Annotated in this window: 22 protein-coding genes; all 22 read right to left on the bottom strand. The window is 65.8% G+C overall.

All coding sequences use genetic code 11. From position 1 onward, the window contains the following. Nucleotides 1–69 precede the first annotated feature (69 nt). The 22 genes from ftsZ to dapF all read right to left on the bottom strand — a co-directional run bounded on the left by ftsZ (nucleotide 70) and on the right by dapF (nucleotide 25220). The gene (gene ftsZ, locus BMW28_RS10105; protein ID WP_091817426.1) at nucleotides 70–1284 is read right to left on the bottom strand and encodes a cell division protein FtsZ; all 1215 of its coding nucleotides are present in this window, start codon (nucleotides 1282–1284) and stop codon (nucleotides 70–72) included. A gap of 191 nt (nucleotides 1285–1475) precedes the next feature. Next, a complete protein-coding gene (gene ftsA, locus BMW28_RS10100; protein WP_091817423.1) occupies nucleotides 1476–2711 on the bottom strand; it encodes a cell division protein FtsA in 1236 nt (411 codons plus the stop codon). 6 nt (nucleotides 2712–2717) lie between these two features. Next, nucleotides 2718–3542, bottom strand: coding sequence for a cell division protein FtsQ/DivIB (locus BMW28_RS10095; protein ID WP_091817420.1), 825 nt, complete (start codon nucleotides 3540–3542; stop codon nucleotides 2718–2720). Between the two features lie 20 nt (nucleotides 3543–3562). Continuing rightward, nucleotides 3563–4564, bottom strand: coding sequence for a D-alanine--D-alanine ligase (locus BMW28_RS10090; RefSeq protein WP_091817417.1), 1002 nt, complete (start codon nucleotides 4562–4564; stop codon nucleotides 3563–3565). A gap of 6 nt (nucleotides 4565–4570) precedes the next feature. Further along, nucleotides 4571–5983 (bottom strand): UDP-N-acetylmuramate--L-alanine ligase, encoded by a 1413-nt coding sequence (gene murC / locus BMW28_RS10085; protein ID WP_091817415.1) that lies wholly within the window; start codon nucleotides 5981–5983, stop codon nucleotides 4571–4573. After that, a complete protein-coding gene (gene murG, locus BMW28_RS10080; protein ID WP_407640950.1) occupies nucleotides 5980–7101 on the bottom strand; it encodes an undecaprenyldiphospho-muramoylpentapeptide beta-N-acetylglucosaminyltransferase in 1122 nt (373 codons plus the stop codon). Before murG ends, murC begins: the two co-directional genes overlap by 4 nt. Next, the gene (gene ftsW / locus BMW28_RS10075; RefSeq protein WP_407640949.1) at nucleotides 7077–8288 is read right to left on the bottom strand and encodes a putative lipid II flippase FtsW; all 1212 of its coding nucleotides are present in this window, start codon (nucleotides 8286–8288) and stop codon (nucleotides 7077–7079) included. The genes murG and ftsW overlap by 25 nt, the downstream gene beginning before the upstream one ends. Nucleotides 8289–8410: 122 nt before the next feature. After that, nucleotides 8411–9958: a UDP-N-acetylmuramoyl-L-alanine--D-glutamate ligase gene (gene murD, locus BMW28_RS10070; protein WP_091817406.1), complete on the bottom strand. Its 1548-nt coding sequence runs from the start codon at nucleotides 9956–9958 to the stop codon at nucleotides 8411–8413. Nucleotides 9959–9962: 4 nt separating this feature from the next. Beyond that, the gene (gene mraY / locus BMW28_RS10065) at nucleotides 9963–11141 is read right to left on the bottom strand and encodes a phospho-N-acetylmuramoyl-pentapeptide-transferase (RefSeq protein ID WP_091817404.1); all 1179 of its coding nucleotides are present in this window, start codon (nucleotides 11139–11141) and stop codon (nucleotides 9963–9965) included. Next, entirely contained in the window at nucleotides 11126–12538 is a 1413-nt protein-coding gene (locus tag BMW28_RS10060) for a UDP-N-acetylmuramoyl-tripeptide--D-alanyl-D-alanine ligase (RefSeq protein ID WP_091817401.1), read from the bottom strand. Before BMW28_RS10060 ends, mraY begins: the two co-directional genes overlap by 16 nt. Nucleotides 12539–12546: 8 nt before the next feature. Continuing rightward, nucleotides 12547–14112 (bottom strand): UDP-N-acetylmuramoyl-L-alanyl-D-glutamate--2,6-diaminopimelate ligase, encoded by a 1566-nt coding sequence (locus tag BMW28_RS10055; RefSeq protein ID WP_091817398.1) that lies wholly within the window; start codon nucleotides 14110–14112, stop codon nucleotides 12547–12549. Further along, nucleotides 14109–15962 carry a peptidoglycan D,D-transpeptidase FtsI family protein gene (locus BMW28_RS10050; RefSeq protein ID WP_091817394.1) on the bottom strand — a complete coding sequence of 618 codons (1854 nt, stop codon included), beginning with the start codon at nucleotides 15960–15962 and terminating at the stop codon, nucleotides 14109–14111. Before BMW28_RS10050 ends, BMW28_RS10055 begins: the two co-directional genes overlap by 4 nt. After that, nucleotides 15959–16291 (bottom strand): cell division protein FtsL, encoded by a 333-nt coding sequence (gene ftsL / locus BMW28_RS10045; protein WP_091817391.1) that lies wholly within the window; start codon nucleotides 16289–16291, stop codon nucleotides 15959–15961. Before ftsL ends, BMW28_RS10050 begins: the two co-directional genes overlap by 4 nt. Further along, nucleotides 16288–17214, bottom strand: a complete 927-nt coding sequence (gene rsmH / locus BMW28_RS10040) for a 16S rRNA (cytosine(1402)-N(4))-methyltransferase RsmH (RefSeq protein ID WP_091817387.1) — start codon at nucleotides 17212–17214, stop codon at nucleotides 16288–16290. Before rsmH ends, ftsL begins: the two co-directional genes overlap by 4 nt. A gap of 10 nt (nucleotides 17215–17224) precedes the next feature. After that, entirely contained in the window at nucleotides 17225–17659 is a 435-nt protein-coding gene (locus BMW28_RS10035) for a division/cell wall cluster transcriptional repressor MraZ (RefSeq protein ID WP_091817384.1), read from the bottom strand. 235 nt (nucleotides 17660–17894) lie between these two features. Then, entirely contained in the window at nucleotides 17895–19229 is a 1335-nt protein-coding gene (gene hslU / locus BMW28_RS10030; RefSeq protein WP_091817380.1) for an ATP-dependent protease ATPase subunit HslU, read from the bottom strand. Between the two features lie 128 nt (nucleotides 19230–19357). After that, nucleotides 19358–19915, bottom strand: coding sequence for an ATP-dependent protease subunit HslV (hslV, locus tag BMW28_RS10025; RefSeq protein ID WP_091817377.1), 558 nt, complete (start codon nucleotides 19913–19915; stop codon nucleotides 19358–19360). Nucleotides 19916–20065: 150 nt separating this feature from the next. Then, nucleotides 20066–20539 carry an RNA polymerase-binding protein DksA gene (gene dksA, locus BMW28_RS10020; RefSeq protein WP_091817374.1) on the bottom strand — a complete coding sequence of 158 codons (474 nt, stop codon included), beginning with the start codon at nucleotides 20537–20539 and terminating at the stop codon, nucleotides 20066–20068. Between the two features lie 334 nt (nucleotides 20540–20873). Further along, on the bottom strand, nucleotides 20874–22001 hold the full coding sequence (locus BMW28_RS10015) for a CobW family GTP-binding protein (RefSeq protein WP_091817372.1): 1128 nt from the start codon (nucleotides 21999–22001) through the stop codon (nucleotides 20874–20876). Between the two features lie 258 nt (nucleotides 22002–22259). Continuing rightward, nucleotides 22260–23261, bottom strand: a complete 1002-nt coding sequence (locus BMW28_RS10010) for a tyrosine-type recombinase/integrase (protein WP_091817369.1) — start codon at nucleotides 23259–23261, stop codon at nucleotides 22260–22262. Between the two features lie 7 nt (nucleotides 23262–23268). Then, nucleotides 23269–24318, bottom strand: coding sequence for a DUF484 family protein (locus BMW28_RS13240; RefSeq protein WP_091817365.1), 1050 nt, complete (start codon nucleotides 24316–24318; stop codon nucleotides 23269–23271). Then, the gene (gene dapF, locus BMW28_RS10000) at nucleotides 24315–25220 is read right to left on the bottom strand and encodes a diaminopimelate epimerase (RefSeq protein WP_091817362.1); all 906 of its coding nucleotides are present in this window, start codon (nucleotides 25218–25220) and stop codon (nucleotides 24315–24317) included. Before dapF ends, BMW28_RS13240 begins: the two co-directional genes overlap by 4 nt. Nucleotides 25221–25243 lie beyond the last annotated feature (23 nt).

Below are 25243 nucleotides of genomic sequence, written 5' to 3'. Positions count from 1 at the left end.
ATGCCCTGCCCCTGCAGGTTCATGGGCGACGCTCCGGCTGCGTCAGGACGCAACCGGTGTCGGAGTGTCTCAGTCCGCCTGCTTGCGCAGGAAGGCCGGGATCTCGAAGTCGTCCATGCCGCTGGAGGACAGCTGGCTGACGCGCTCGGAAGCGTGCGTGCGGTCACGGCCGGTGCCCCAGACGCTGGCACCCACGGTGCCGGCGGGAGAGACGCTGGTCATGCTCGGCAGGCTGCTGCCCTGCGGCATGGCGGCAGAGTACGGCATGTCGTCGGTACCGGTGCGGCTGATGACCTGCATGGGAGGCGCCATGCGACGGGCATTCTGGCGGCTCAGGCCGGTGGCCACCACGGTCACGCGCAGCTCGTCACCCATCTGGGAGTCGTAGGCAGTACCGTAGATCACGTGCGCATCGGGAGACGCATAGGCACGGATGGTGTTCATGGCCAGCTGCGATTCCTTCAGCTTCAGGCTGCCCTGGGCTGCGGTGATCAGCACCAGCACGCCCTTGGCGCCGGACAGGTCGATGCCTTCCAGCAGCGGGCAGGCCACGGCCTGCTCGGCAGCAATGCGGGCGCGGTCCGGGCCGCTGGCCGTTGCCGTACCCATCATGGCCTTGCCGGGCTCGCCCATCACGGTTTTCACGTCTTCGAAGTCGACGTTCACATGGCCGGGCACATTGATGATCTCGGCAATACCGCCGACGGCGTTCTTCAGCACGTCGTTGGCGTGGGCGAAGGCTTCGTCCTGGGTCACGTCGTCACCCAGCACTTCCTGCAGCTTCTCGTTCAGCACCACGATCAGGGAATCGACGTTGGCTTCCAGTTCGGACACGCCGGAGTCGGCGTTGGTCATGCGGCGGCCACCTTCCCACTCGAAGGGCTTGGTCACCACGCCCACGGTCAGGATGCCCATTTCGCGCGCAATGCGGGCGATGACGGGCGCTGCACCGGTACCGGTACCACCGCCCATGCCGGCGGTCAGGAACAGCATGTGCGAGCCTTCGATGGCAGAGCGGATTTCCTGCTCGGCCACTTCGGCGCAGTCACGGCCCTTCTCGGGCTTGCTGCCGGCGCCCAGGCCGGTGGTGCCGAGCTGGATCACCCGGTCGGCAGTGCTGCGGGTCAGCGCCTGCGCGTCGGTGTTGGCGCAGATGAACTCCACGCCCTGGACCTTGCGGTCGATCATGTGTTGCACGGCGTTGCCGCCGCCGCCACCCACGCCCATGACCTTGATCTGGGTGCCTGCGTGGAATTCTTCGGTGTCAATCATTTCGATGGGCATCTTGCTCTCCTTGCTGTTTAACTCTTGCTGTCTCTGAAAAAATCACTGCCTGTGTTGGCGTTTTGGGCCTGCCGGGGCCATGGACGAGCTTGCAATCCCGTCCAATCCGGTTCATGCGGCGGGAAAGTGTTCCTTTCCATGCCGGCTGTCATGCCAGCGCGCCAGCAAAGGGGTTTCCTGCTGCATCGGCATCAGAAGTTCCCCACGATGAAATCCTTGATGCGGCCGAACACCCCGCGCACGGCGGAATCGCTCTTGCTGCGGGTGGCCACGTAGCCGCGCTGCTGTGCCTGACGGGCGTCTTCCAGCATGCCCATGACAACAGCGGCGCGCGATTGCGTCACCATGTCGGCCAGGGCGCCGTTGTAGATCGGGGTGCCGATGCGCACCGGCTTGAGGAAGATGTCCTCGCCGAGTTCGACCATGCCGGGCATCACGGCGCTGCCGCCGGTCAGCACCACGCCGGAAGACACCAGATGCTCGAAGCCCGAGCTCTGCACTTCCTTCTGCACCAGCGAGAAGATCTCCTCGATGCGCGGCTCGATCACGCCGGCCAGCACCTGCTTGCTCAGCAGGCGCGGCGGACGGCCGCTCAGGCCGGCCACTTCGATATGCGTTTCCGGATCGGCCAGCAGCTGCTTGGCGCAGCCGTTCTGCATCTTGATGTCCTCGGCGTCCTCGGTCGGGGTGCGCAGCGCCATGGCGATATCGCTGGTGATCAGCTCGCCGGCCACCGGCAGCACGGCCGTATGGCGGATGGCGCCACCGGCAAACACGGCAATGTCGGTCGTGCCGGCGCCGATGTCGACCAGCACCACGCCCAGCTCGCGCTCGTCCTCGGTCAGGCAGGACATGCTGCTGGCCAGCGGATTTAGCATCAGGTGGTCCACCTCCAGGCCGCAACGGCGCACGCACTTGAGGATGTTCTCGGCCGCGCTCTGGGCGCAGGTGACGATGTGCACCTTGGCCTCCAGGCGGATGCCGCTCATGCCGATCGGCTCCTTCACTTCCTGGCCGTCGATCACGAATTCCTGCGGCTCGATCAGCAGCGGACGCTGGTCGGTGCTGATGTTGATGGCGCGCGCCGTCTCCAGCACCTTGGCCACGTCGGTGGGCGACACGTCGCGGTCGCGCACAGCCACCATGCCGACCGAGTTGCGGCCTCGGATATGGCTGCCGGTGATGCCGGTGATGACGCGCGTGATCTTGCAGGCGGCCATCATCTCGGCCTCGCGCACGGCCTGCTGGATGCTCTGCACGCAAGCCTCGATGTTGACCACCACGCCGCGCTTCATGCCGTTGCTGGGCGCCACGCCCAAACCCAGCACCTTGAGCGCGCCGTCAGCCTGCACCTCCGCCACCACCACCATGATCTTGCTGGTGCCGATGTCGAGGCCTACGACCAGATCCTTGTATTCTTTTGCCATGGCTGTTTATGTCTTTGGTTTCGTTGGCTGGCCCTTGCCAGCGTTGCCATCCGGGGACTCCAGCGTCCCCACCCCCTTCAGGCGCAGCGCGTAGCCGGTCTTGTAGCGGAGATCCGCGTACTGCAGATCGGCGAAGCTGCGCCCATAGCGTGCGGTCACCGCACCGATCGTCTGCACGAACTGCCGGATACGCGCCGCCAGTTCCTGTTCGTTGCCGCTGCCCAGGTTGATCACCGTGTCGTTGTTCAGCGAGAGACTCCAGTAGCCGCGCGGATCCAGATCCAGCGCCGTGATGCGGGCCTCGAGCGGGTTGAACAGCGGGCCCAGGCGGCGGTACATCAGCAGCACGGAGGCCGACTGCTCGTCCGGGCCGGACAGGCGCGGCAGCTCGATATTGGCCACCTCTTCCGGATTGCCGTCGAACACCTCGCCCTGGCGGTTGAGCAGGCGCATGCCTTCCTCGTCATCGCCCCAGTAGGCCACTTCCTCGTGCTCTTCCAGACGCACGGCAAGCTGGTTCGGGAACACGCGGCTGACCACGGCCTGGCGCACCCAGGGCTGCTGCTCGAACACGTCACGCGCCTCCTCCAGCCTGATGGAGAAGAAATTGCCGGTGAGGCGCGGCAGCACCTGGCTGCGCAGCGCGAAGGGCGTGGTATGCGTGGCGTGGCCGCTCACCTGGATGCCCTTCAGCGAGAACTGGGGCAGGCGCGTGAACCACCAGGCAGCGCTGATCAGCGCGCCCAGCAACACCAGGCCGAACAGCAACGAGGCGGTTGCGTTCATCAGCCGGATGTCGGTGGTGGTGGTCACGGGTTGCGGCGCATTCATGGCGTGCGTTCCTTGTCCCTTCAGGCCTGTTTCGCCTTGCTGCCGTCCAGACTGGCGCTGGCCAGGATCTGCAGGCAGAGGTCGGGATAGCTGATGCCGTCGGCCTTGGCAGACATGGGCACCAGGGAATGGCTGGTCATGCCGGGGGAGGTGTTGATTTCCAGCAGGAAGGGCTGGCTGTCGCTGCTGCGCACCATCACGTCCACGCGGCTCCAGCCGCGGCAGCCCAGCACCAGATAGGCTTCCAGCGCCATCTGCTGGATGGCCTGCTCCTGCTCGCGCGGCAGGTCGCACGGGCACAGGTAGCGCACGTCGTCGGTGAAATACTTCTGTTCGTAGTTGTAGTCGCCATCGGGCGCCACGATGCGCACCAGCGGCAGGGCACGGGCGCTGTCTCCGGTGCCGATGACCGGGCAGGTCAGCTCCTCGCCCACGATCAGGTTCTCGCACAGCACCGCGCTGTCCATCGCAGCCACCTGGCGCACGGATTCCGCCAACTCTTCCGCGGTCTTGACCTTGAATACGCCGATGGAAGAGCCTTCATGCGGCGCCTTCACGATCATGGGCAGGCCAAGCTGCTGCACGGCATCGACAACGAAGGCGACCAGGGCACCCTCGTCCTGCAGCTTGCGCGAGGCCATCTGCAGGTAGCGCGGCGTGGAAATGCCTTCCGACAGCCAGATGCGCTTGGTCATCACCTTGTCCATGCCCACGCTCGAGGCCATCACGCCGGGGCCGGTATAGGGAATGCCGAGCAGTTCCAGTGCGCCCTGCACGGTGCCGTCTTCGCCATAACGGCCATGCAGCGCAATGAAGCAGCGCTCGAATCCGTCGCGCTTGAGTTCGGACAGGTCACGCTCGGCCGGATCAAAGGCATGGGCGTCGACGCCACGGCTGCGCAGCGCTTGCAGCACGCCCTCGCCGGACATCAGGGAAATGTTGCGCTCGGCGGAGCGGCCGCCCATCAGCACGGCGACCTTGCCCAGCGCTTGCACATCGATAGGGTTCAGGGTGTTCGTCATGACGTGTCAGGCCTTTTCGTGCAGTGCGGCCAGCTTGCCGGGAACGGCGCCGATGGAGCCGGCGCCCATGCTCAGCACCACGTCGCCATCGCGGGCGGTGTGCAGAATGGCTTCGGGCATGTCCTCGATCTTCTCGACGAACACCGGTTCGACCTTGCCGGCCACGCGCAGCGCGCGCATCAGGGCGCGGCCGTCGGCGGCAATGATGGGCTCCTCGCCGGCCGGATAGACTTCGGCCAGCAGTGCCAGATCGGCCTTGCCGACCACCTTGACGAAGTCCTCGAAGCAGTCGCGCGTGCGGCTGTATCGGTGCGGCTGGAACGCCAGCACCAAGCGGCGGTCGGGATAGGCACCACGCGCCGCAGCGATGGTGGCGGCCATCTCGACCGGATGGTGCCCGTAATCGTCGATCACCAGGAATTCACCGCCTTCGCGTGCCGGGAACGGGCCGTAGTGCTGGAAGCGGCGACCCACACCCTTGAACTCGGACAGGCCCTTGAGCAGCGCGGCATCGGGAATGTTCAGCGCCATGGCCACGCCGATCACCGACAGGGCATTGAGCACGTTGTGCACACCGGCCAGGTTCAGCTGCACCTCCAGCTCGGGGCCGTAGGGGTTGCCTTCGTCGTCCTTGCGCTGCACACGGAAGTGCATCTGGTTGCCGACGGCACGCACGTCCAGCGCACGGATCTGCGCATCCTCGGACATGCCGTAAGTCGTCACCGGGCAGGTCACTTCGGGCAGGATCTCGCGCGCGGCCGGGCTGTCGATGCAGAGCATGGCACGTCCGTAGAACGGCATGCGGTGCAGGAAGTCGACAAAGGCCTTCTTCAGGTTGGCGAAACTGTGACCATAGGTCTCCATGTGGTCGGCGTCGATGTTGGTGACGACAGCCATAATGGGCGACAGGTTCAGGAAGGAGGCGTCGGATTCGTCCGCCTCGGCCACGATGTATTCGCCCGTGCCCAGGCGCGCATTGGCGCCGGCGCTGTTCAGGCGGCCGCCGATGACGAAGGTCGGATCGAGGCCCGCTTCGGCCAGCACGCTGGCCACCAGGCTGGTGGTGGTGGTCTTGCCATGGGTGCCGGCAATGGCGATGCCCTTGCGCAGACGCATCAGCTCGGCCAGCATCAGCGCGCGCGGCACCACGGGGATGCGTTTTTCGCGGGCAGCGACCACCTCGGGGTTGTCGGCCTTGACGGCGGTGGACGTGACTACCACGTCCGTGCCCTGGATGTTCTCGGCAGCGTGGCCCACATGCGTCTGGATGCCCAGTGCAGCCAGGCGGCGCGTGGTGGCGTTGTCGGCCAGGTCGGAACCCGACACCACATAGCCCAGGTTGAGCAGCACTTCGGCAATGCCGCTCATGCCCGAGCCGCCCACGCCCACGAAATGAATGTGCTTGACGACGTGTTTCATGCGACGAGCTCCTCGCACACCGCCACGATCGCTCCCGTGGCTTGCAGTTTTTCCATCTTCTTGGCCTTTTGCGCGCGGTCCAGCAGTTCGGCGCGCGTCACGTTTTTCAGAAAATCGGCCAGCCACTCAGGAGTGAGCTGGGGTTGTGGCACCAGCCAGCCGCCACCGGCTTCAACCAGGAAGCGCGCGTTGGTGGTCTGGTGGTCATCCACGGCAAAGGGGAAGGGCACGAACACGGCCGGAGCGCCGACGGCGGCAATCTCGGTCACGGTGCTGGCACCGGCGCGGCAGACGATGATGTCGGCCTCGGCATAAGCCTGGGCGGTGTCCTCGATGAAGGGCAGCAGCGCGGCATCGACGCCGGCGGCATCGTAGGCCTGACGCAGGGCGTCGATCTGCTTTTCGCCGCTCTGGTGCGCCACCCACGGGCGGTGCGTGGCATCCAGCAGGGCCAGTGCCTTGGGTACGGTGTCGTTCAGGGCCTTGGCGCCCAGGCTGCCTCCTACCACCAGCAGCTTCAGCGGGCCGGCACGTTCGGCAAAGCGGTCGACAGGCGCCGGCTGACGCAGGAAAGGCTCGCGCAGCGGGTTGCCCACCCAGCTCACCTTGCCATCCGTGAAGGGCGACCGGGCGGTGTCGCCCAGCACGTTCGGGAAGGCGGTGAACACGCGCTTGGCCACCTTGGCCACCAGCTTGTTGGCCATGCCCGGCACCGAGTTCTGCTCATGCAGCAGCACCGGCTTGCCCAGCAGCTTGGCAGCGATGCCGGCCGGCGCCGTCAGGTAGCCGCCGAAACCGATCACCACATCCGGGTTGACGCGACGGATCACGTCCTTGCTCTGTTCCACGGCGCGGCTCAGGCGCATCGGCAGCTTGAGCAACGTGCTCAGACCCTTGCCGCGCACCCCGCTGAATTCGACCGGCTCGAATGCGAAGCCACGGGCCGGCACCTTGTCGGCTTCCATGCTGTTGGGCGCGCCCAGCCAGTGGACATTCCAGCCGCGCGCACGCAGCGCCTCGGCCACGGCCAGGCCGGGAAAGATATGGCCGCCGGTGCCACCGGCCATGATCAGTGCGGTCTTGCTGGGTTGGCTCACAGACTGCCCCCCTTCATCAATGTGCGGTTTTCATGGTCGATGCGCAGCACGATGGCCAGCGCGACGAGATTCATCAGGATGGCGGAGCCGCCGTAACTCATCAGCGGCAGCGTCAGGCCCTTGGTGGGCAGCGCACCCAGGTTCACGCCGATGTTGATCAGCGCCTGGAAACCCATCCACAGGCCCACGCCCTGCGCAGCCAGGCCGGCAAAGGTGCGGTCCAGCGCGATGGCCTGACGGCCGATTTCGATGATGCGGCGCGTGAGCCAGAAGAAGGCCACGATCAGTACGGCGATGCCGACGAAGCCGAATTCCTCGCCGATCACCGACAGCAGGAAGTCGGTATGCGCTTCGGGCAGCCAGTGCAGCTTTTCCACGCTGCCACCCAGACCGACGCCGAACAGCTCGCCACGGCCGATGGCGATCAGCGCGTGCGACAGCTGGTAGCCCTTGCCCAGCGCGTGCTCCATGCTCCACGGATCCAGATAGGCAAACACCCGCTCGCGACGCCAGGGCGAGGTGGCAATCATCAGCGCAAACACGGCCACCAGGATGATGGCGATCAGGAAGAACATGCGCGCATTGACGCCGCCCAGGAACAGGATGCCCATGGCGATCACGGCGATCACCAAGAAGGCGCCCATGTCGGGCTCGAGCAGCAGCAGCACGCCCACAACGCCGACGGCAAACGCCATCGGAGCCACGGCGCGGAAGAAGCGCTCCATGTCACCCATGTTGCGCTCGCGCTCCTGGATTTCCATCTTGCGGCGGATGTAGTTGGCGGCGTAGAGCAGCACGGCCAGCTTGGCCAGCTCGGAGGGCTGGAAGTTCATCACGCCCAGCGAAATCCAGCGGCGCGCGCCGTTCACGCCCTTGCCAATGCCGGGGATCAGCACCGCGATCAGCAGCACCAGGGCACCGAGGAACAGGACGGGCGCCCATTTTTCCCAGACGCTGATCGGAATCTGGAACACCAGCAAGGCCGCCACGCCGCCCATCACCAGAGAAAACAGGTGACGGGTGAGGAAGTGCGACTGGGCATAGTTGGCAAATCGCGGGTTGTCCGGCATGGCGATGGAGGCGGAGAACACCATCACCAGACCCCACAGCAGCAGCGCCACGATGACCCAGACCAGCGCCTGGTCCACGCTCACATTGGCCAGGGTCAGCTGCTGCGAGCGCGCGCGACCGTACGAGGCGGACGGCATGCGCATGGGGATGGCGTTGTCGTCCTTCTCGCGCTGCCACGGCAGGGCCGCGCCGGGACGGGCGAACCGGTCGCGCAGGCGTTGCCAGCGGTTGCCAGCGGGATTGCCGGGCAGTACAGCACTCATGCCGCTCCCTCCAGAGAAGCGCCGCGGTCCTCGGCCAGCTGCGCCACGGCGGCGCAGAACTGGTGGGCCCGGTCGGCATAGTCCTTGAACATGTCGAAACTGGCGCAGGCCGGCGACAGCAGCACGGCATCACCCGCCTGTGCCTGTTCGGTCGCGACGTTCACGGCGGTCTGCATGCTGTCGGCGTGCAGCAGCGGCACACCGGTGGCCTGCAGCGCGGCCTCGATCAGCGGCGCATCGCGCCCGATCAGCACCACGGCGCGGCAGCAGCGCTGCACGGCCGGTGCCAGCGGGGCAAAATCCTGGCCCTTGCCTTCACCGCCCAGGATGACCACCAGCTGGCGGTCGGCACCCAGGCCATTGAGGGCAGCCAGCGTGGCGCCCACATTGGTGCCCTTGCTGTCGTCGAAATACTCCACCTGCTCCACGATGCCCACCGGCTCCACGCGGTGCGGCTCGCCACGGTATTCGCGCAGGCCGTACAGCATGGGCGCCAGCGGCGCGCCCGTCTGCAGCGCCAGGGCCAGCGCCGCCAGCGCATTGCTGGCGTTGTGGCGGCCGCGGATGCGCAGCGCATCGGCCGGCATCAGGCGCTGGATATACAGCTCTTCCTCGGCGGCAGCACGGGCGCGCTTGCCCTTGAGCGTTTCATCCTGCTCGCCGGCGCGCACCAGCCAGACCATGCCGTTGACTTCTTCCAGACCGAAGTCGCCCGGACGGGAGGGCATGCCGAAGCCGAAGCTGATCCAGTCGCGCTGGAATTCGCCCTTGGCCGCCTTGTAGCCGGGCTGGCTCTGCGGTGCCAGTTGCGGCAGCAGCGCCATCACCACCGGATCGTCGCGGTTCAGCACTGCCACGCCCTGCTGGCCGAAGATGTTGGCTTTGGCCTGCACATAGGCGTCCATGTCGCCATGCCAGTCCAGATGGTCCTGCGACACGTTGAGGATGGTGGCTGCGGTCGGCTCGAAGCTGCTGCAGTCGTTGAGCTGGAAACTGGACAGTTCCAGCACCCAGGCCTGCGGCAGCGCTTCGGCATCGATGGCGGCAGACAGGGTATCGAGCAGCGTCGGGCCGATATTGCCGGCCATGGCCACGCTCAGGCCGGCGCGCTCCACCAGCTGCGTGGTGAGCGAGGTGACCGTCGTCTTGCCGTTGGTGCCGGTGATGCCCAGCACCTTGGGCGCATAGCCCTGCTGCTCCTGCAGCATGCGCAGCGCCTGGGCAAACAGATCCAGCTCGCCGCCGACCCACAGGCCTTGCGCACGGGCCGGCTCCAGCACGGCAGCCGTATCCTGCGGTGCCAGACCGGGGCTGACGAACACCGCACGCACGGTATTGCCGTCCAGCAAGCCAGCGCCGAACGCACCGCTGACAAAGCGCGCCTGCGGCACCTCGGCCTGCAGTTTTGCCAGATTGGGCGGTGCTTCGCGGCTGTCGGCCACGGTCACGTTCGCCCCCTGTCGGGCGCACCAGCGCGCCATCGCCAGGCCGGAAATACCCAGACCAAGGATCAGGACGGATTTTTGATCAAGCATGCCGGCCATCGTCTTACCTCAGCTTCAGGGTGGACAGGCCGGCCAGGCACAGCAGCATGGTGATGATCCAGAAACGGACCACAACCTGCGTCTCGCGCCAGCCGTTCTTTTCGAAGTGGTGGTGCAGCGGCGCCATCTTGAACAGGCGTTGCCCGGTGCCGGTTCGCTTCTTGGTGTACTTGAAGTAGGTCACCTGCAGCATCACCGACAGCGCTTCGACCACGAAGATGCCGCCCATGATGGCCAGCACGATTTCCTGGCGCACGATCACGGCGATGGTGCCCAGGGCGCCGCCCAGCGCCAGCGCGCCCACGTCGCCCATGAAGACCTGGGCCGGATGCGTGTTGAACCAGAGAAAAGCCAGGCCCGCGCCCAGCATGGCGGCGCAGAACACCATCAACTCGCCCGCGCCGGGAATGTGCGGCAGGAACAGGTAGCCGGAGAACACCTTGCTGCCGGTCACATAGGCGAAGATGCCGAGCGCCGAACCCACCATCACCACCGGCATGATGGCCAGGCCATCCAGACCGTCCGTCAGGTTGACGGCGTTGCTGCTGCCCACGATCACCACGAAGGTCAGCGCCACGAAGCCGAATACGCCCAGCGGATAGCTGATCTGCTTGAAGAAGGGCACCATCAGGCCGGCCTTGGGCGGCAGGTTGATATCGAAACCGGAGCGGATCCACTCGTACACCAGCATGATCACGCGGTAGTTGTCGCTTTCGGAGATGCTGAACATCAGGTAGAGCGCAGCTCCCAAGCCGATCAGCGTCTGCCACATGAACTTCTCGCGCGAGGGCATGCCCTCGGGATCCTTGCGCACCACCTTGCGCCAGTCATCGGCCCAGCCGATGGCGCCAAAGCCCAGCGTCACCACCAGCACGATCCAGACGAAGCGGTTGGTGAGGTCGGCCCAGAGGAAGGTGGAAATCGCGATCGAGAGCAGGATCAGGATGCCGCCCATGGTGGGGGTGCCGCTCTTGCTCAGGTGGGTTTCCATGGCGTAGCCACGCACCGGCTGGCCGATCTTCAGCTCGCGCAGCTTGCGGATCACCCAGGGGCCGGCCAGCAGCCCCAGAATCAGCGCCGTCATCGCCGTCATCACCGCACGGAAGGTGAGGTACTGGAAGACGCGCAGGAAGCCGTACTGCGGGTACAGCTCCATCAGCCATTGGGTCAGTGCGGGCAGCATGTTTTGTCCTTCTCTTGTTGTGCCTGCTGCAGCAGTTCCACCACGCGCTCCATCTGCATGAAGCGCGATCCCTTGACGAGTACGCTGGCCGTTTGTGCCAGCAGCGGCTGCACCGCCTCGAGCAAAGCCGGCATGTCGGCCGGTGCATCGCCGCAGTGCCGTGCGCCTGGGTGCTGGCCGGTCACATGGCGTGCCAGGCTGCCCAGCGTCAGCACCTGTTCGATCCCCTGTTCGCGGGCGTACTGGCCGATCTCCACATGGAAGGCCTCGCCCTGGTCGCCCACTTCCCCCATGTCGCCCAGCACCAGCAGGCGCGGGCCCGGCAGTTCGCGCAGCACGTCGATGGCGGCGCGCACGGAATCGGGGTTGGCGTTGTAGCTGTCGTCGACCAGCGTGAGCGCGCGGCCCTGCCAGTGCGCCTCGATGGCGCGCGAGCGGCCCTTGACCGGCACGAAGGCCGACAGGCCTTCGGCGATGGCGGCCAGCGGCACACCGGCAGCGATGGCGCAGGCGGCAGCTGCCAGCGCGTTCTTGACGTTGTGGCGGCCGGCCACCTGCAGCGTGAAGGCCAATGGGCCTTGCGGCGTTGCGGCATGCACGTCCCAGTGTGCGCCAATCCAGGCGATCTGCGTGGCATGCACTTCGGCGCCGGTGGCGGCATCCAGCGCAAAACGCAGGCTGCGGCGATTGCCGGCCAGCGTCTGCCACACGGAGGTATAGGTTTCGTCAGCGGGATACACGGCCACGCCATCGGCGGGCAATGCCGTGATCACGCTGCCGTTCTCGTGCGCCACGGCCTCGACCGTGCCCATGAACTCCTGGTGCTCGCGCTGGGCGTTGTTGACCAGCGCCACCGTGGGCGCAGCCATCTGCGCCAGTCCGGCAATCTCGCCCGGGTGGTTCATGCCCAGCTCGACTACGGCCAGACGGTGCGCATCGCGCAGACGCAGCAGCGTCAGCGGCACGCCAATGTCATTGTTCAGGTTGCCCTGCGTGGAGAAGGCGGCATCGCCTGCTGCGGCACGCAGGATGGACGCAATCATCTGCGTCACGGTCGTCTTGCCATTGCTGCCGGTGACGGCAATCAGCGGCAGCTTGAACTGCACGCGCCAGCCGGCGGCGAGCTGGCCCAGCGCCTGCTTGCTGTCGGCCACTTCCAGACCGTTCCAGCCCATTGCAGCCAGCTGGCCAGGCTGGCACACGGCCGCCACGGCGCCGGCTTCACGCGCCTGCGCGAGGAAGCTGTTGGCATCGAAGCGCTCGCCCTTGAGGGCCACGAACAGGTCACCGGCCTGCAACGTGCGCGTATCGGTATGCACGCGCTGCACGGAGGTTGTGCCATCGCCCACCAGAACGGCCTGCGGCAGCCACCGGGCTGCCTGATTCAATGTCATCATCGGGGCGCTCATGCTGTCGCCCCTTCCCGGGCCTGTTGCGCCCGTTTGTCCAGCGCCATCTGCACGTGTTCCTGATCCGAGAAATGGGTGCGTTGCCCGTTGATTTCCTGATAATCCTCGTGCCCCTTGCCGGCCACCAGCACCACGTCCTGCGGCGCAGCCTGCTGCACGGCGGCGGCAATCGCCAGCGCACGATCGGCCTGCACCAGCACGCCGTTGGTCTGTTCCAGACCGCACAGCACCTGCGCGATGATGGCCTTGGGGTCTTCGGTGCGCGGGTTGTCGCTGGTCACCACCACGCGGTCGGCACCGTTCTCCGCAGCCTGGGCCATCAGCGGGCGCTTGGCCGGATCGCGGTCGCCACCGCAGCCAAACACGCACCAGAGCTGGCCGCCACGCTGTTCGGCGAGCGGACGCAGCGCTTGCAGCGCCTTCTCGATGGCATCGGAGGTGTGGGCGTAGTCCACTGCCACCAGCGGCTGGCCGGCAGCCGTGAGGCATTCCATGCGTCCGGGCACCGGCAGCAGGCCGCTGCAGGCCTGCACCGCCTGCGCCAGCGGCACCTGCAGTGCGCGCAGCGTGGCCAGCACGCCCAGCATGTTGGCCACGTTGTACTGGCCGATCAGGGCCGTGCGCAGCTCGGTGCGCTCGCCCTCTTCCACCAGCGTGAAAACCAGGCCTTGCGCGTCGTAATGCACATCCAGCGCCTGCAGGCGGGCCGGCTTGCCTTCGCAGGACACCGTCCACACATCCAGCGGGCCGCCCTGCAGTTCCTGCGCCAGACGCGCACCCTGCGGATCATCAATATTGATGACGGCAGCCTCCAGCCCTTCCCAGTCGAACAGCTCGCGCTTGGCCTGCCAGTAGGCTTCCATGCTGCCGTGGTAGTCGAGGTGGTCCTGCGTGAAGTTGGTGAACAGCGCCACGCGGATGCGGGTGCCATCCAGGCGATGCTCGGCAATGCCGATGGAAGACGCCTCCATCACGCAGGCGCGCACGCCCCGCTCCACGAATTGGCGCAGCTGGCCTTGCAGCAGCACCGGATCCGGCGTGGTGAGGCCGGTGTAGTCCAGCGCCGCCTGCCCATTGACGAAGCGGCCCACGCCCAGCGTGCCGACCAGGCCGCAACCATGGGCGCGGCCATCGGCAGCCGCCACCTGCGACAGTGCCTGCGCCAGCCACCATGCCGTGCTGGTCTTGCCGTTGGTGCCGGTAGCGGCGATCACGGACAGCTGCTGCGAGGGATGGCCGTAGAACTCGGCACCCACCAACGCGGTGGCGCGCTTGAGGCCGGCATAGGCCGCCACACGGCCCGCCACCTGGGCTTGCGCCTGCGGCTGGGCAAAATCGAAGGCGCCTGCGCCGTCGGCTTCCACCAGGCAGGCGGCAGCGCCACGTTCCAGCGCAGCCAGCACATGGGCGCGCGCATCATGCGCAGCGCCCGGCCAGGCCACGAAGGCATCGCCGGGCTGGATCTTGCGGCTGTCGGTGCGCAGCACGGAGGCGTGCTGGCGCAGCCATTGCGCCGCTTCTTGCGGCATCGTCATCAGGGGCAGGAGATTCTTGTCTGTCATAGCGACTCCTGCGGAGCATCGGTAATCACACCCGGCTGCACCGACATGTCGGGCTGCACGCCGAGAATGCGCAGCGTCTGCTGCACCACCTCGCTGAACACCGGGGCAGCGACCACGCCGCCGTAGATGCTGCCGCGCGGCTCGTCGATCATCACGCCCACCACGATGCGGGGCGACTCGATCGGCGACACGCCGACAAACGAGGCACGGTATTTCTGCGCGGAATAGCCGCGGCCTTCCTGCTTGCGCGCGGTCCCGGTCTTGCCACCTACCGAGTAGCCCACGGTCTGCGCCTGCTGCGCCGTGCCGCCAGGCAAGGTGACGAGGTGCAGCATGTGCAGCACCTGCTTGGCCACTTTCGGGCTGTAGACGCGCTTGCCTTCGGATTTTTCCAGCGGCTTGAACTTGCCGGTGCTGTCCACCACGCCGTCACGCACCAGGGTGACCGGCATCATCACGCCGTCGCGCGCGAACACGGAGTAGGCACGCGCCAGCTGGAACAGGCTGGCAGACAGGCCGTAGCCGTAGCTCATGGTGGCCTTTTCCACTTCACGCCAGCTCTTGTACGGACGCAGGCGGCCAGCCGCCATGCCGGGGAACGGCAGGTCGGGCTTCTGGCCCAGGCCGATGTTGCTGAAGTTCTCCCACATGTCCTCGCCGGTGAGGCGCTGGGAGATCTTGACGGTGCCCACGTTGCTGGACTTCTGCACCACGCCATCGACCGTGAGCGTGCCGTAGGCGTGGGTGTCGCCGATATTGGCCGTGCCAATCTGCATCCGGCCGTTGCCGGTGGCAATCAGCGTGCCCGGGTTGACCTTGCCCTGCTGCAGTGCCAGAGCCACCGTGACCGGCTTCATGGTGGAGCCGGGCTCGTAGATATCGGTGAGGGCGCGGTTGCGCAACTGCTCGCCCGAAAGGTTCTTGCGGTTGTTGGGGTCGTAGCTGGGGTAGTTGGCCAGTGCCAGCACCTCGCCAGTCTGCACGTCGAGCACCACCACGCTGCCGCCCTTGGCCTTGTAGGCCTGCACGGCATCACGCAGCTTCTGCCACGCGAAGTACTGCACCTTGCTGTCGATGGTCAGGTGGATGTCCTGGCCATCCATCGGCGGCACCTGCTCGCCCACGCCCTCGATGACGCGGCCGAGGCGGTCCTTGATCACGCGGCGCGAGCCGGGCTTGCCGGCGAGCTGGGCGTTGAAGGTACGCTCCATGCCTTCCTGGCCCTTGTCCTCGACATCGGTGAAGCCGACGATGTGCGCCACGGCCTCGCCTTCGGGATACTGGCGGCGGTATTCCTTGCGCTGGTAGATGCCCTTGATGTGCAGCTCGGCAATCTGTTTGGCGATGGACTCGTCCACCTGACGCTTGATGTAGACGAAGTTCTTGTTGTCGATGTCCAGACGTTTCTGGATGTCCTTGAGCGGCATGCCCAGCAGCTTGGCCATCTTCTGCAGCTTGGCGGCATCTTCTTCCTGATCCACCTCTTCGGGGAAGGCCCAGATGCTTTCGGCCGGCACGCTGGAAGCGAGGATCAGGCCGTTGCGGTCCAGGATGCGGCCGCGGTTGGCCGGCATCTCGAGCGTGCGCGCAAAGCGCACTTCACCCTGACGCAGGAAGAAGTCATTGCCGAAGATCTGCACATAGGCCGCACGGCCCGCCATGATGGCGAAGCCGAGCGCCAGGCCGCCCACCAGCAGGCGGCTGCGCCACACCGGCGTGCGGCTGGTGAGCAGCGGGTTGGCGCCGAGCGACACATTCTTCACGCCCTTGACGCTGGTGACGCCCTTCAGGCTTTTCTGCAGCGCGCGGTCCTCGCGGTCCTGGCGATCCTGGCGGCCGAAACGGATCATGGCTTCCTCCCGGAAGCAGCGATCTGCCCTGCTTCTGCCACCGGCGTGCTCACGGTGACCTGCCCGTTGCGGATGGTGACGTACTGGGTGATGGAGGGCGTGGCTTCGCGCATGGCCAGCTGTTCGCGGGCAATGCTCTGCACGCGCAGGGCGGCGGTCTGGGCGCGCTTCTGCACTTCCAGCGTTTCACGCTCGGTCGTCAGCTTGCGTGCGGCGGCCTGGGTCTTGTCCATGGCGGTGTACACGGTGCGCGACTCGTACTGCAGCTGCACCAGATAGAAGGCACTGCCCAGCACGGCGGCCAGCAGGATCATGTTGAGGCGCATCATGCGGGCACCTCGGTACGGGTGGCGTAGCGCAGCACGGCACTGCGCGAACGCGGGTTGTCGCGCACTTCCTCGCTGGTCGGGCGCAGGCGCGTCACGTCCGTCAGGCGCATGGGGGCAGGCGCGCGTGCGAAAGCCGCCGGCATGCGGCGGTCGAACACCTCGCGCGAGTGCTGCACCATGAACTGCTTGACGATGCGGTCTTCCAGCGAGTGGAAGCTGATCACCACCAGGCGCCCGCCCGGCTTGAGCAGGCGCAGCGAAGCCTTCAGCGTCTGCTGCAGCTCTTCAAGCTCTGCGTTGATGAAAATCCTAAGAGCCTGAAATGTCCGCGTTGCAGGGTCCTGACCCGGCTCGCGGGTTTTGACCGTACCAGCCACGAGCTGGGCCAGTTCTGCGGTGCTTGCAACAGGGCGCCGCTCCTGTCGGCGAGCAACAATCGCCTTTGCAATCTGTTGAGCAAACCGTTCTTCGCCGTAATCACGTATCACCTCCGCAATCTGGTCCGTCTCTGCGTGGGCAAGCCATTCGGCCACGCTCTCGCCCCGCGTCGGATCCATGCGCATGTCCAGCGGGCCTTCGAAGCGGAACGAGAAGCCGCGCGCCGGGTTGTCAATCTGTGGGGAGCTCACGCCCAGGTCAAGCAGCACGCCATCCACACTGTGCGCCGGCAGCTCTTCCATGCCGGTGAAGCTGTCGTGGCGGATGGAGAAGCGGCTGTCGTCGATGGCATTGGCATGCGCCACGGCCTCCGGGTCCTTGTCGAAGGCGATGACACGGCCCTGCTCGTTGAGCTGCTGCAGGATGGCGCGTGTGTGACCACCGCGGCCGAAGGTGCCGTCAACGTAGCAGCCGGCAGGGTCGTGCACCAATGCCTCGACCGCCTCACCCAGCATGACTGTGGTGTGTTTCCAGTTGGCTTCCATGCCAGCCCCTTCAGAAAACGAGATCCTGCAGGGCTGCAGGGAGAGGCTGCTGACGTGCCAGGGCTTCCTTGGCGGTGTAAACGCCCTTGTCCCACAGCTCGAAGTGGCTGCCGTTGCCGAGCAGCAGGGCTTCCTTGCCCATCATGGCGGCCTCGCGCAGTTCGGGCGAGAGCAGCACGCGACCGGTGCTCTCGTCCATGTCGAGACCCAGCGCATTGCTCAGCACGATGCGCTTCTGCCAGGCAGCCGACATCGGCCAGGCCGCCACACGTTCACGGAACTGCACCCACTCGTTCTCGGGGAACAGCAGCAGGCAGTCTTCCTGGAAGTGGCGGGTGATGTGCAGCTTGCCCTGGGCGGCCTCAACCAGGGCGGCACGATACTTGGTCGGTATCGCAATCCGTCCTTTGGCATCCACCGAGAGGGAAGAAGCACCTTCAAACACGCCTGATTTCCTGAAACAGCCCCGAAAATGGGTGGCAAGCGGCAATATTCACCACTTAAATCCACTTTTCGACACTGTAGCAGGAAATGGAAACACCAACAACCGCGAGGGCCGTGATTTTTTTAATGAAATCAACCACTTAGAACGAATTTTGCAGCCATTCAAATGAAAAATGGCTGCAAAATTAACGACTTGGGGCAAGCTCTACAAGTATTGCTTGAGACAGAAAAACTGATTACAGAATGTATCTGCTCAGATCCTCGTCGCGGGACAGTTCGCCCAGCTTGCCATCCACGTAGGCGGCATCGATCAGCAGGGTCTGTCCGGACAGCTTGACGGCGTCGAAACTGACCTCGTCCAGCAGGCGCTCCATGACCGTGGAGAGGCGGCGCGCGCCGATGTTTTCGGTGCGCTCGTTGACGTCGGCGGCGATCTGCGCCAGACGCGTGATGCCATCGGGGGCGAACTCCAGTGTAACGCCTTCGGTGGCCAGCAGGGCCTGGTATTGCTTGATCAGCGAAGCCTGCGTCTGCGTCAGGATGGCCTCGAAATCCTGCACCGACAGGCTCTGCAGTTCGACGCGGATCGGAAAGCGCCCCTGCAGCTCGGGGATCAGGTCGCTCGGCTTGCTCAGATGGAAGGCACCGGAGGCCACGAACAGGATGTGATCGGTCTTGATCATGCCGTACTTGGTGCTGACCGTGGTGCCCTCCACCAGCGGCAGCAGGTCGCGCTGAACGCCCTGGCGCGACACGTCGGCGCCACTGCGTTCGGCGCTGCCGGCCACCTTGTCGATCTCGTCGATGAAGACGATGCCGTTCTGCTCGGCATTTTCCATGGCCTGGGTGCGGATCTCGTCCTCGTTCACCAGCTTGCCGGCTTCCTCGTCGATCAGCTGGCGCATGGCTTCCGCCACTTTCACGCGACGCGTCTTGCGCTTGTCCTGGCCCATGGCGCTGAACATGCCCTTGAGTTGCTCGGCCATCTCCTCCATGCCGGCCGGGCCCATGATCTGCATGGCCGGCGCCGCATCGAGCAGGTCGATCTCGATCTCCTTGTCGTCCAACTGGCCCTCGCGCAGCTTCTTGCGGAAGGCCTGGCGCGTGGCGTTGTCGGTGGAACTGGCCGCCACGGGGAACTCGCCCACCGGACGGGCCGGCGGCAGCAGCACGTCGAGGATGCGCTCCTCCGCCGCATCCTCGGCCTTGGCGCGCATGCGGCGCATGGCCTGCTCGCGCGTCTGCTTGACGGACACCTCGACCAGATCACGCACGATGGAGTCCACGTCCTTGCCTACATAGCCCACTTCGGTGAACTTGGTGGCCTCCACCTTGATAAAGGGCGCATCGGCCAGGCGCGCCAGGCGGCGCGCGATCTCGGTCTTGCCGACGCCGGTAGGGCCGATCATCAGAATGTTCTTGGGCGTGATTTCGGGACGCAGCTTCTCGTCGACCTGCTGGCGGCGCCAGCGGTTGCGCATGGCGATGGCCACGGCGCGCTTGGCCTGGTTCTGGCCGACGATGTGGCGGTCGAGTTCGGAGACGATTTCCTGGGGGGTCATGGAAGACATGGCGATGCTCTGGCGAAAGGGGTTGCGGGGGTGGCGCTGTCCGTGCGAGGAGAAGCTGCGTGGCACGGGCTGGCGCGGTGCGGGCCATGGGGCGGTCCATACCCTGCCCCGGGCGCACGCAGAAACGATCAGGCGGGGAAATCCAGCGTCTCGATCGTGTGGTTCAGGTTGGTGTAGATGCAGATGTCGCCCGCGATCCTGAGCGACTCGCGCACCACCTGCTCGGCAGACAGGTCGGTGTGCTCCACCAGCGCACGTGCGGCGGACTGTGCGTAGGCGCCGCCGGAGCCGATGGCCACGATGCCCAGCTCGGGCTCGAGCACGTCGCCGTTGCCGGTGATGATGAGGGAGGCTTCACGGTTGGCCACGGCCAGCATGGCCTCGAGGCGACGCAGCACACGGTCGGTGCGCCAGTCCTTGGTCAATTCGACGGCAGCGCGCGTGAGATTGCCCTGGTATTTCTCGAGCTTGGCCTCGAACCGCTCGAACAGGGTGAAGGCGTCGGCAGTGGCGCCGGCAAAACCGGCCAGCACCTGGCCGTTGTAGAGCTTGCGCACCTTGCGCGCCGAGCCCTTGACGACGATATGGCCGAGAGTGACCTGACCGTCGCCGCCGATGGCGACCTGCAGGCCTTGGGGCGTCTGGCGACGCACGCTGAGAATGGTGGTTCCGTGATACTGTTCCATGGCGATTCAGATGGGGATGCCCGCCCCGCTTTGCAAGCGAGGGCAGCGGGATTTCCCATTCTCCATCAGCGATGTGACAGTACGACTCCTCCATCGGAGAAGATGGCAGCCCGCGATGCGCGCTGGCTGCCGGGTGCCGTCGGGCCGGAATCAGTCCCCGAACAGCTTCTGCTTCATCTCGCGGCGCTGCTGCGCCTCGAGCGACAGCGTGGCCGTGGGGCGTGCCAGCAGGCGGCCGATGCCGATGGGCTCGCCGGTTTCATCGCAGTAGCCGTAATCGCCCGCATCGATCAGCGCGATGGACTGCTCGATCTTCTTGAGCAGCTTGCGCTCGCGGTCGCGCGTGCGCAGTTCGAGCGCGTGCTCTTCCTCGATGGTGGCGCGGTCGGCCGGATCGGGGGTAACCACTGCATCTTCGCGCAGGTGCTCGGCCGTCTGGCCGGCGTTGCTCAGGATGTCATCCTTCAGCAACGTCAGCTTGTGACGGAAGAAGGCCATCTGGGCAGTGTTCATGTATTCGGACTCGGGCATGGCCAGCACTTCGGCGTCGGTGAGATCCTCGGGAGCCTTTTTCTTCCAGCTGTTGGCGAGTTTGGCGTCTTTTTTCAGGGACGTGTCAGTCATGTCAGTCGATCGGGAACAAAAGGTGCGGCAGCGTGCTGCTGCACAGGGTCGCCATCGGTAAGGACAGCATCTTCGGGAGAAGACTCGGCGCCACGGTCTGGCTGGGCAATGCTGCCTTGCCGGTGGCAGCTTCTGCCGGCAGCCGGGATCGCATTATTGGCAGCCGTGTCTCCCCGTGTTCTTCTTTTGCCCGGCTTGCGGAACGAGCGCCAGCCTGTCTCAGGGCAAATAAGCGATTTTCGCTAATTATGGGCGGTAAAAAAGCAGGGATTGTATGGGTTTTACGTGACAAGTCGATGGCAGAGCGCAATCCGCACGGATGCGGTGCGGTATGTCACACCTGGCACTGCTTGAGGCCCTGCTCCAGAATCTCGCGCGGCAACTCGACGCCGATGAACACCATCTTGCTCTCGCGCTCTTCATCCTTGCCCCATTCCGGGCCCAGATCGCTGCCCATGAGCTGGTGCACACCCTGGAAAATCACCTTGCGGTTGGTGCCCTTCATGTCGAGCACGCCCTTGTAGCGGTACATCTTGGGGCCGTAGATCTGCACGATGGCGCCGAGTAAGTCCTCCAGCTTGGCCGGATCGAAGGGCCTGCGCGCACGGTAGACGAAGCTCTTCACGTCGTCATCGTGGTGGTGATGGTGGGCATGATGATGGTGGCCGTGGTGGTTGCAGGGCTCGTCCTTGCCATGGTGGTGGTCGCAATCCTCCGCGTGCTTGTGACCGTGGTGGTTGCAGGCTTCGCCTTCGGCGTGCGCGTGGTCGCAGTCGTGCGCATGCCCGTGGTGATGGTGCTCTTCCGTGGCCATGAACTCGGGGAAGATCTCGAGCGCGGCATTGAGGTTGAAGCCGCGCAGGTCCAGCACTTCCTTGAGAGGCACTTCGCCGAAATGCACCACCTTCTGCGGCGCGCGCGGGTTCATGGCGCGCAGGCGGTTCTGCAGATCGAGCAGTTCCTGCTTGCCGACCAGATCGGACTTGCTGATGAAGATCTGGTCGGCGAAACCGACCTGACGCTGGGCTTCCAGGCGCTCGTCGAGCTGGTGCTGGGCGTGCTTCGCATCGACCAGGGTGATGATGGAATCGAGCAGGTAGCTCTCGGCCACCTCGTCGTCCATGAAGAAGGTCTGCGCTACCGGACCGGGATCGGCCATGCCGGTGGTCTCGATGATGACGCGCTCGAAATCGACCTCGCCCTTGCGGCGCTTTTCGGCCAGATCCTGCAGCGTGGCACGCAGGTCATCGCGGATGGTGCAGCAGACGCAGCCGTTGCTCATCTGGATGATCTGTTCCTGCGTGTCAGCCACCAGGATCTCGTTGTCGATGTTCTCTTCGCCGAACTCGTTCTCGATCACGGCGATTTTCTGGCCATGCGTCTCGGTCAGCACACGCTTGAGCAGCGTGGTCTTGCCGGAGCCGAGGAAGCCGGTGAGGATGGTGGCGGGAATGAGGGCCATGGGAAACCTTGTCTGTTCGGGAAACGGGAAGCAGGTGGCAACAGTACAGCAGGGTTGCCGGCGCAGGCTGCCGGGACGGCGCCGCGCGGAAACAAGCCATTGTGCAGCAAGATGGGGGCTTGTCCAGCTTCTGCAACATGTCCTTGCCAGTTGCATGCCATGCGGGTGCCTGCCGACCGCCTCCCGCATGGCAGGGGGAAGCCTGATGGCAGCCGCGAACACCCTGGCGACCCCTCAGCCGTGCATGGAGCCAGTCAGTCAGTCCTCCGGCTTGTCACCATCGCGGCGATGGGCGCGCGGATGCGCCGCATCGTAGACCTTGGCCAGATGCTGGAAATCCAGCCGGGTGTAGATCTGCGTGGTGCTGATGTTGGCGTGGCCCAGCAGTTCCTGCACGGCGCGCAGGTCGCCGCTGGACTGCAGCATATGGCTGGCGTAGGAGTGGCGCAGCATGTGCGGATGCACGGGCGTGGCCAGGCCTGCCTGCTGGCTGCGCAGGCGCAGCTTCTGCCAGATGGATTGCGCGGTGAGGCGTGTGCCGTTGCGGCCGATCAGCAAGGCGGGGGTGCGGGCCGCCACGGGCAGCGTGGCCCGTGCTGCCAGCCAGGCGCGTGCCGCGGCAATGGCCTGGCTGCCGAGCGGCACGCTGCGGCGCTTGCTGCCCTTGCCCAGCACATGGGCCTGGGCGTCGCCCAGATCCAGCCAGCCCAGCGCTTCGGGGCTGGCGACCGCATCCAGGCCGACCAGCTCGCCCACGCGCAGGCCGGCGCCATACAGCAGTTCCACCAGCAGCGCGTCACGCAGTTCCTGCCAGCCGGCCTCGTCGCCAGCCGCTCCCGCCGGCTTGTGAAAATCCGCCAGCTGCATCGCCGCATCCACCGGCAGCGCCTTGGGCAGCGGCTTGGCGGCCTTGGGCGCACGCACGCCTTCCACCGGGTTGTGCGCGATCAGGCGCTCCTGCGCCAGCCAGTGGTAGAAGCCGCGCCAGCCGGACAGGATCAGCGCAATGCCACGCGGGCTGCGGCCCTGGCTGTGCATGCCGGCGATCCAGCGGCGAACGTGGGCCGACTGCACCTGCGTCAAGGGCTGACCGGCTTCTGTTGCGAAGGCCTGCAGCTTGTGCAGATCCTCGGCGTAAAGCGCCAAGGTACGTGCCGCCAGACGTTTTTCGAAGCGGACGAAATCCAGATAGCGCAGCACCAGCGCATCCGTGGCCGGCTTTGCGGCATCGGGCTGCGCGGGATCTTGCGCCGGGGTCATGCAAGCCTCAGAAGCTCGGGCCGGAGTTGTCGACCACCAGACGGATAGAGCTGCCTTCCGAGGCAACCGGGCCTGCGGAGGCAGACACTGCGCCTGTCACCCAGCCTGGGCCGGAAGGCGTGCCGGAAACCCCCTGCTCCTGAGCTGGGGACTCCTGCTGCGCAGCCAGCTGCACGGGCGACACCGAGGAATCACTGGCTGCAGCAGCGCCGTCCGGCTGCGGAGCTGCCGCCCCGGCAGCAGGCGCAGAGCCGTAGGCTGCACCGGGTTCAGCCACCTGAGGCGCAGCCGAAGGGCTTGCCTCATGCGCTGCCGACGCAGGTGCCGCTGTTTCGGCGCCCAGCGAGGCCGCTTGCGCACACGAGGCACCCGGTGTGGTCAGGCGCGACAGTGCCGCGCTGGCGATCTCGGCAATACGCTCAAGGAAATCGGTCGCCATGTCTTCCTGGTAGCGCTGCGTGTCGGGCGAGGCCAGCACCAGCATGCCGAAGGCCGGCGCACGCGGCTGGCCTGCCGGGCGCAGCGGCAGCAACGCCAGCGAGGCCGCCTGCGTGGGCTCGTCCAGCCACTTCACTGCCTCCACGCCCACGTGCATGCCGCAGTACGGTGCGCTGAGCGAGGAGGCAAAGTTGCGCGCGTCGGCGCTCACGCCGGTGGCAAAGGGCTGCCCGGCAAATTCGGGCGTCACGCCCCAGACGCGCAGCGCCGCCTGCGGCACCATGAACACGTCGCGCATGTCATCGCAGATCTTGCCTGGCAGCGCGTTCAGGTCGTGCTCCAGGTACAGGCCGGTGGCCCACTTGAGCAAGCGGTTGGTTGTCACGCTGTTGTTGCTGCCATGGCGGATCATTTCCACCAGGCGGTGCTCCAGCACCTTGATCTTGTCGCGCAGCATCTCGGCCTGGCGCTCGTGCAGGCTGACCACGCGCTGGCCATGGGCACTGCCCAGCTGCACGGCAGACAGCAACTCGGCATTGCGCTCGAAGAAACCGGGGTTCTGGATCAGGAATTCGGCGATATCGCGTTCGGTAATGGGGGCAAACTCGTTGGCGTTCATGCAGCAACCTTGGAAACTTCCGGGAGCCAGGGATGTTCTGGCAGATCGATTTCACCGTGGTAGACGGTGGTGGCAGGGCCGCTCATCAGCACGGGGGATTCTGCACCCTGCCAGTCAATGCGCAGGGTACCACCCAGTGCATCCACCTGCACCGAGGGATCGAGCAGCCCCTGCCGAATGCCGGCAACCACGGCGGCGCAGGCGCCGGTGCCGCAAGCCAGGGTTTCGCCCGCCCCGCGCTCGTACACGCGCAGCCTGACATGGCCGCGATCCAGCACCTGCAGAAAGCCGACATTGACGCTGCTGGGAAAGGCCGGCAGCGCCTGCACGGCACGGCCGACGGCCTCGACGGGCGCGTTCATCACATCGTCGACCAGCAGCACCGCATGCGGGTTGCCCATGGAGACCAGGGCCACTTCCACCGTATCGGTCCGGCCACCCGCTGACAGCGGCAGTTGCCAGAGTTCTGCCTGGCCCACGGTGCGGTGCATCAGACTGCCCGGCACGAACGGCAAGGCAGCGTGGTCGAAGCGCGGCGCGCCCATGTCCACCGTGACGGAGCCATCCGGCAGCGCTTCGAGCTCGATCACGCCGTGCTGCACCTGCACGCGGATGCGCGCCTTCTCGGTCATGCCCTGCTCCTGCACGAAACGGACGAAGCAGCGCGCACCATTGCCGCACTGCTCCACCTCGCCGCCATCGGCGTTATGGATCACATAGGCGAAGTCCACGCCGGGCTGCGTGGCCGGGCGCACGGTCAGGATCTGGTCGGCACCCACGCCATAGCGGCGGTCGCCCAGAAAGCGGTAATGCTCGGGACGCAGATGGTAGCTGGCGCGCGTTTCGTCCAGCACGACGAAATCGTTGCCTGCTCCCTGCATCTTGGTAAAGGGAATTCGCATCACGGCATTATCAATCAAGGCAT

It is taken from the genome of Allobrachymonas denitrificans DSM 15123 (assembly GCF_900110225.1).
GTDB classification, from domain to species: domain Bacteria; phylum Pseudomonadota; class Gammaproteobacteria; order Burkholderiales; family Burkholderiaceae_C; genus Brachymonas; species Brachymonas denitrificans.
This window is presented reverse-complemented; position numbering and strand designations above follow the sequence as displayed.

Excerpts from the sequence above, each read along its gene's own strand:
- ftsZ (WP_091817426.1), bottom strand. The coding sequence starts at position 1,284 with ATGCCCATCGAAATGATTGACACCGAAGAATTCCACGCAGGCACCCAG.
- ftsA (WP_091817423.1), bottom strand. The coding sequence starts at position 2,711 with ATGGCAAAAGAATACAAGGATCTGGTCGTAGGCCTCGACATCGGCACC.
- BMW28_RS10095 (WP_091817420.1), bottom strand. The coding sequence starts at position 3,542 with ATGAATGCGCCGCAACCCGTGACCACCACCACCGACATCCGGCTGATG.
- BMW28_RS10090 (WP_091817417.1), bottom strand. The coding sequence starts at position 4,564 with ATGACGAACACCCTGAACCCTATCGATGTGCAAGCGCTGGGCAAGGTC.
- murC (WP_091817415.1), bottom strand. The coding sequence starts at position 5,983 with ATGAAACACGTCGTCAAGCACATTCATTTCGTGGGCGTGGGCGGCTCG.
- ftsW (WP_407640949.1), bottom strand. The coding sequence starts at position 8,288 with ATGCCGTCCGCCTCGTACGGTCGCGCGCGCTCGCAGCAGCTGACCCTG.
- murD (WP_091817406.1), bottom strand. The coding sequence starts at position 9,958 with ATGGCCGGCATGCTTGATCAAAAATCCGTCCTGATCCTTGGTCTGGGT.
- mraY (WP_091817404.1), bottom strand. The coding sequence starts at position 11,141 with ATGCTGCCCGCACTGACCCAATGGCTGATGGAGCTGTACCCGCAGTAC.
- BMW28_RS10060 (WP_091817401.1), bottom strand. The coding sequence starts at position 12,538 with ATGATGACATTGAATCAGGCAGCCCGGTGGCTGCCGCAGGCCGTTCTG.
- BMW28_RS10055 (WP_091817398.1), bottom strand. The coding sequence starts at position 14,112 with ATGACAGACAAGAATCTCCTGCCCCTGATGACGATGCCGCAAGAAGCG.
- BMW28_RS10050 (WP_091817394.1), bottom strand. The coding sequence starts at position 15,962 with ATGATCCGTTTCGGCCGCCAGGATCGCCAGGACCGCGAGGACCGCGCG.
- ftsL (WP_091817391.1), bottom strand. The coding sequence starts at position 16,291 with ATGATGCGCCTCAACATGATCCTGCTGGCCGCCGTGCTGGGCAGTGCC.
- rsmH (WP_091817387.1), bottom strand. The coding sequence starts at position 17,214 with ATGGAAGCCAACTGGAAACACACCACAGTCATGCTGGGTGAGGCGGTC.
- hslU (WP_091817380.1), bottom strand. The coding sequence starts at position 19,229 with ATGTCTTCCATGACCCCCCAGGAAATCGTCTCCGAACTCGACCGCCAC.
- hslV (WP_091817377.1), bottom strand. The coding sequence starts at position 19,915 with ATGGAACAGTATCACGGAACCACCATTCTCAGCGTGCGTCGCCAGACG.
- dksA (WP_091817374.1), bottom strand. The coding sequence starts at position 20,539 with ATGACTGACACGTCCCTGAAAAAAGACGCCAAACTCGCCAACAGCTGG.
- BMW28_RS10015 (WP_091817372.1), bottom strand. The coding sequence starts at position 22,001 with ATGGCCCTCATTCCCGCCACCATCCTCACCGGCTTCCTCGGCTCCGGC.
- BMW28_RS10010 (WP_091817369.1), bottom strand. The coding sequence starts at position 23,261 with ATGACCCCGGCGCAAGATCCCGCGCAGCCCGATGCCGCAAAGCCGGCC.
- BMW28_RS13240 (WP_091817365.1), bottom strand. The coding sequence starts at position 24,318 with ATGAACGCCAACGAGTTTGCCCCCATTACCGAACGCGATATCGCCGAA.
- dapF (WP_091817362.1), bottom strand. The coding sequence starts at position 25,220 with ATGCGAATTCCCTTTACCAAGATGCAGGGAGCAGGCAACGATTTCGTC.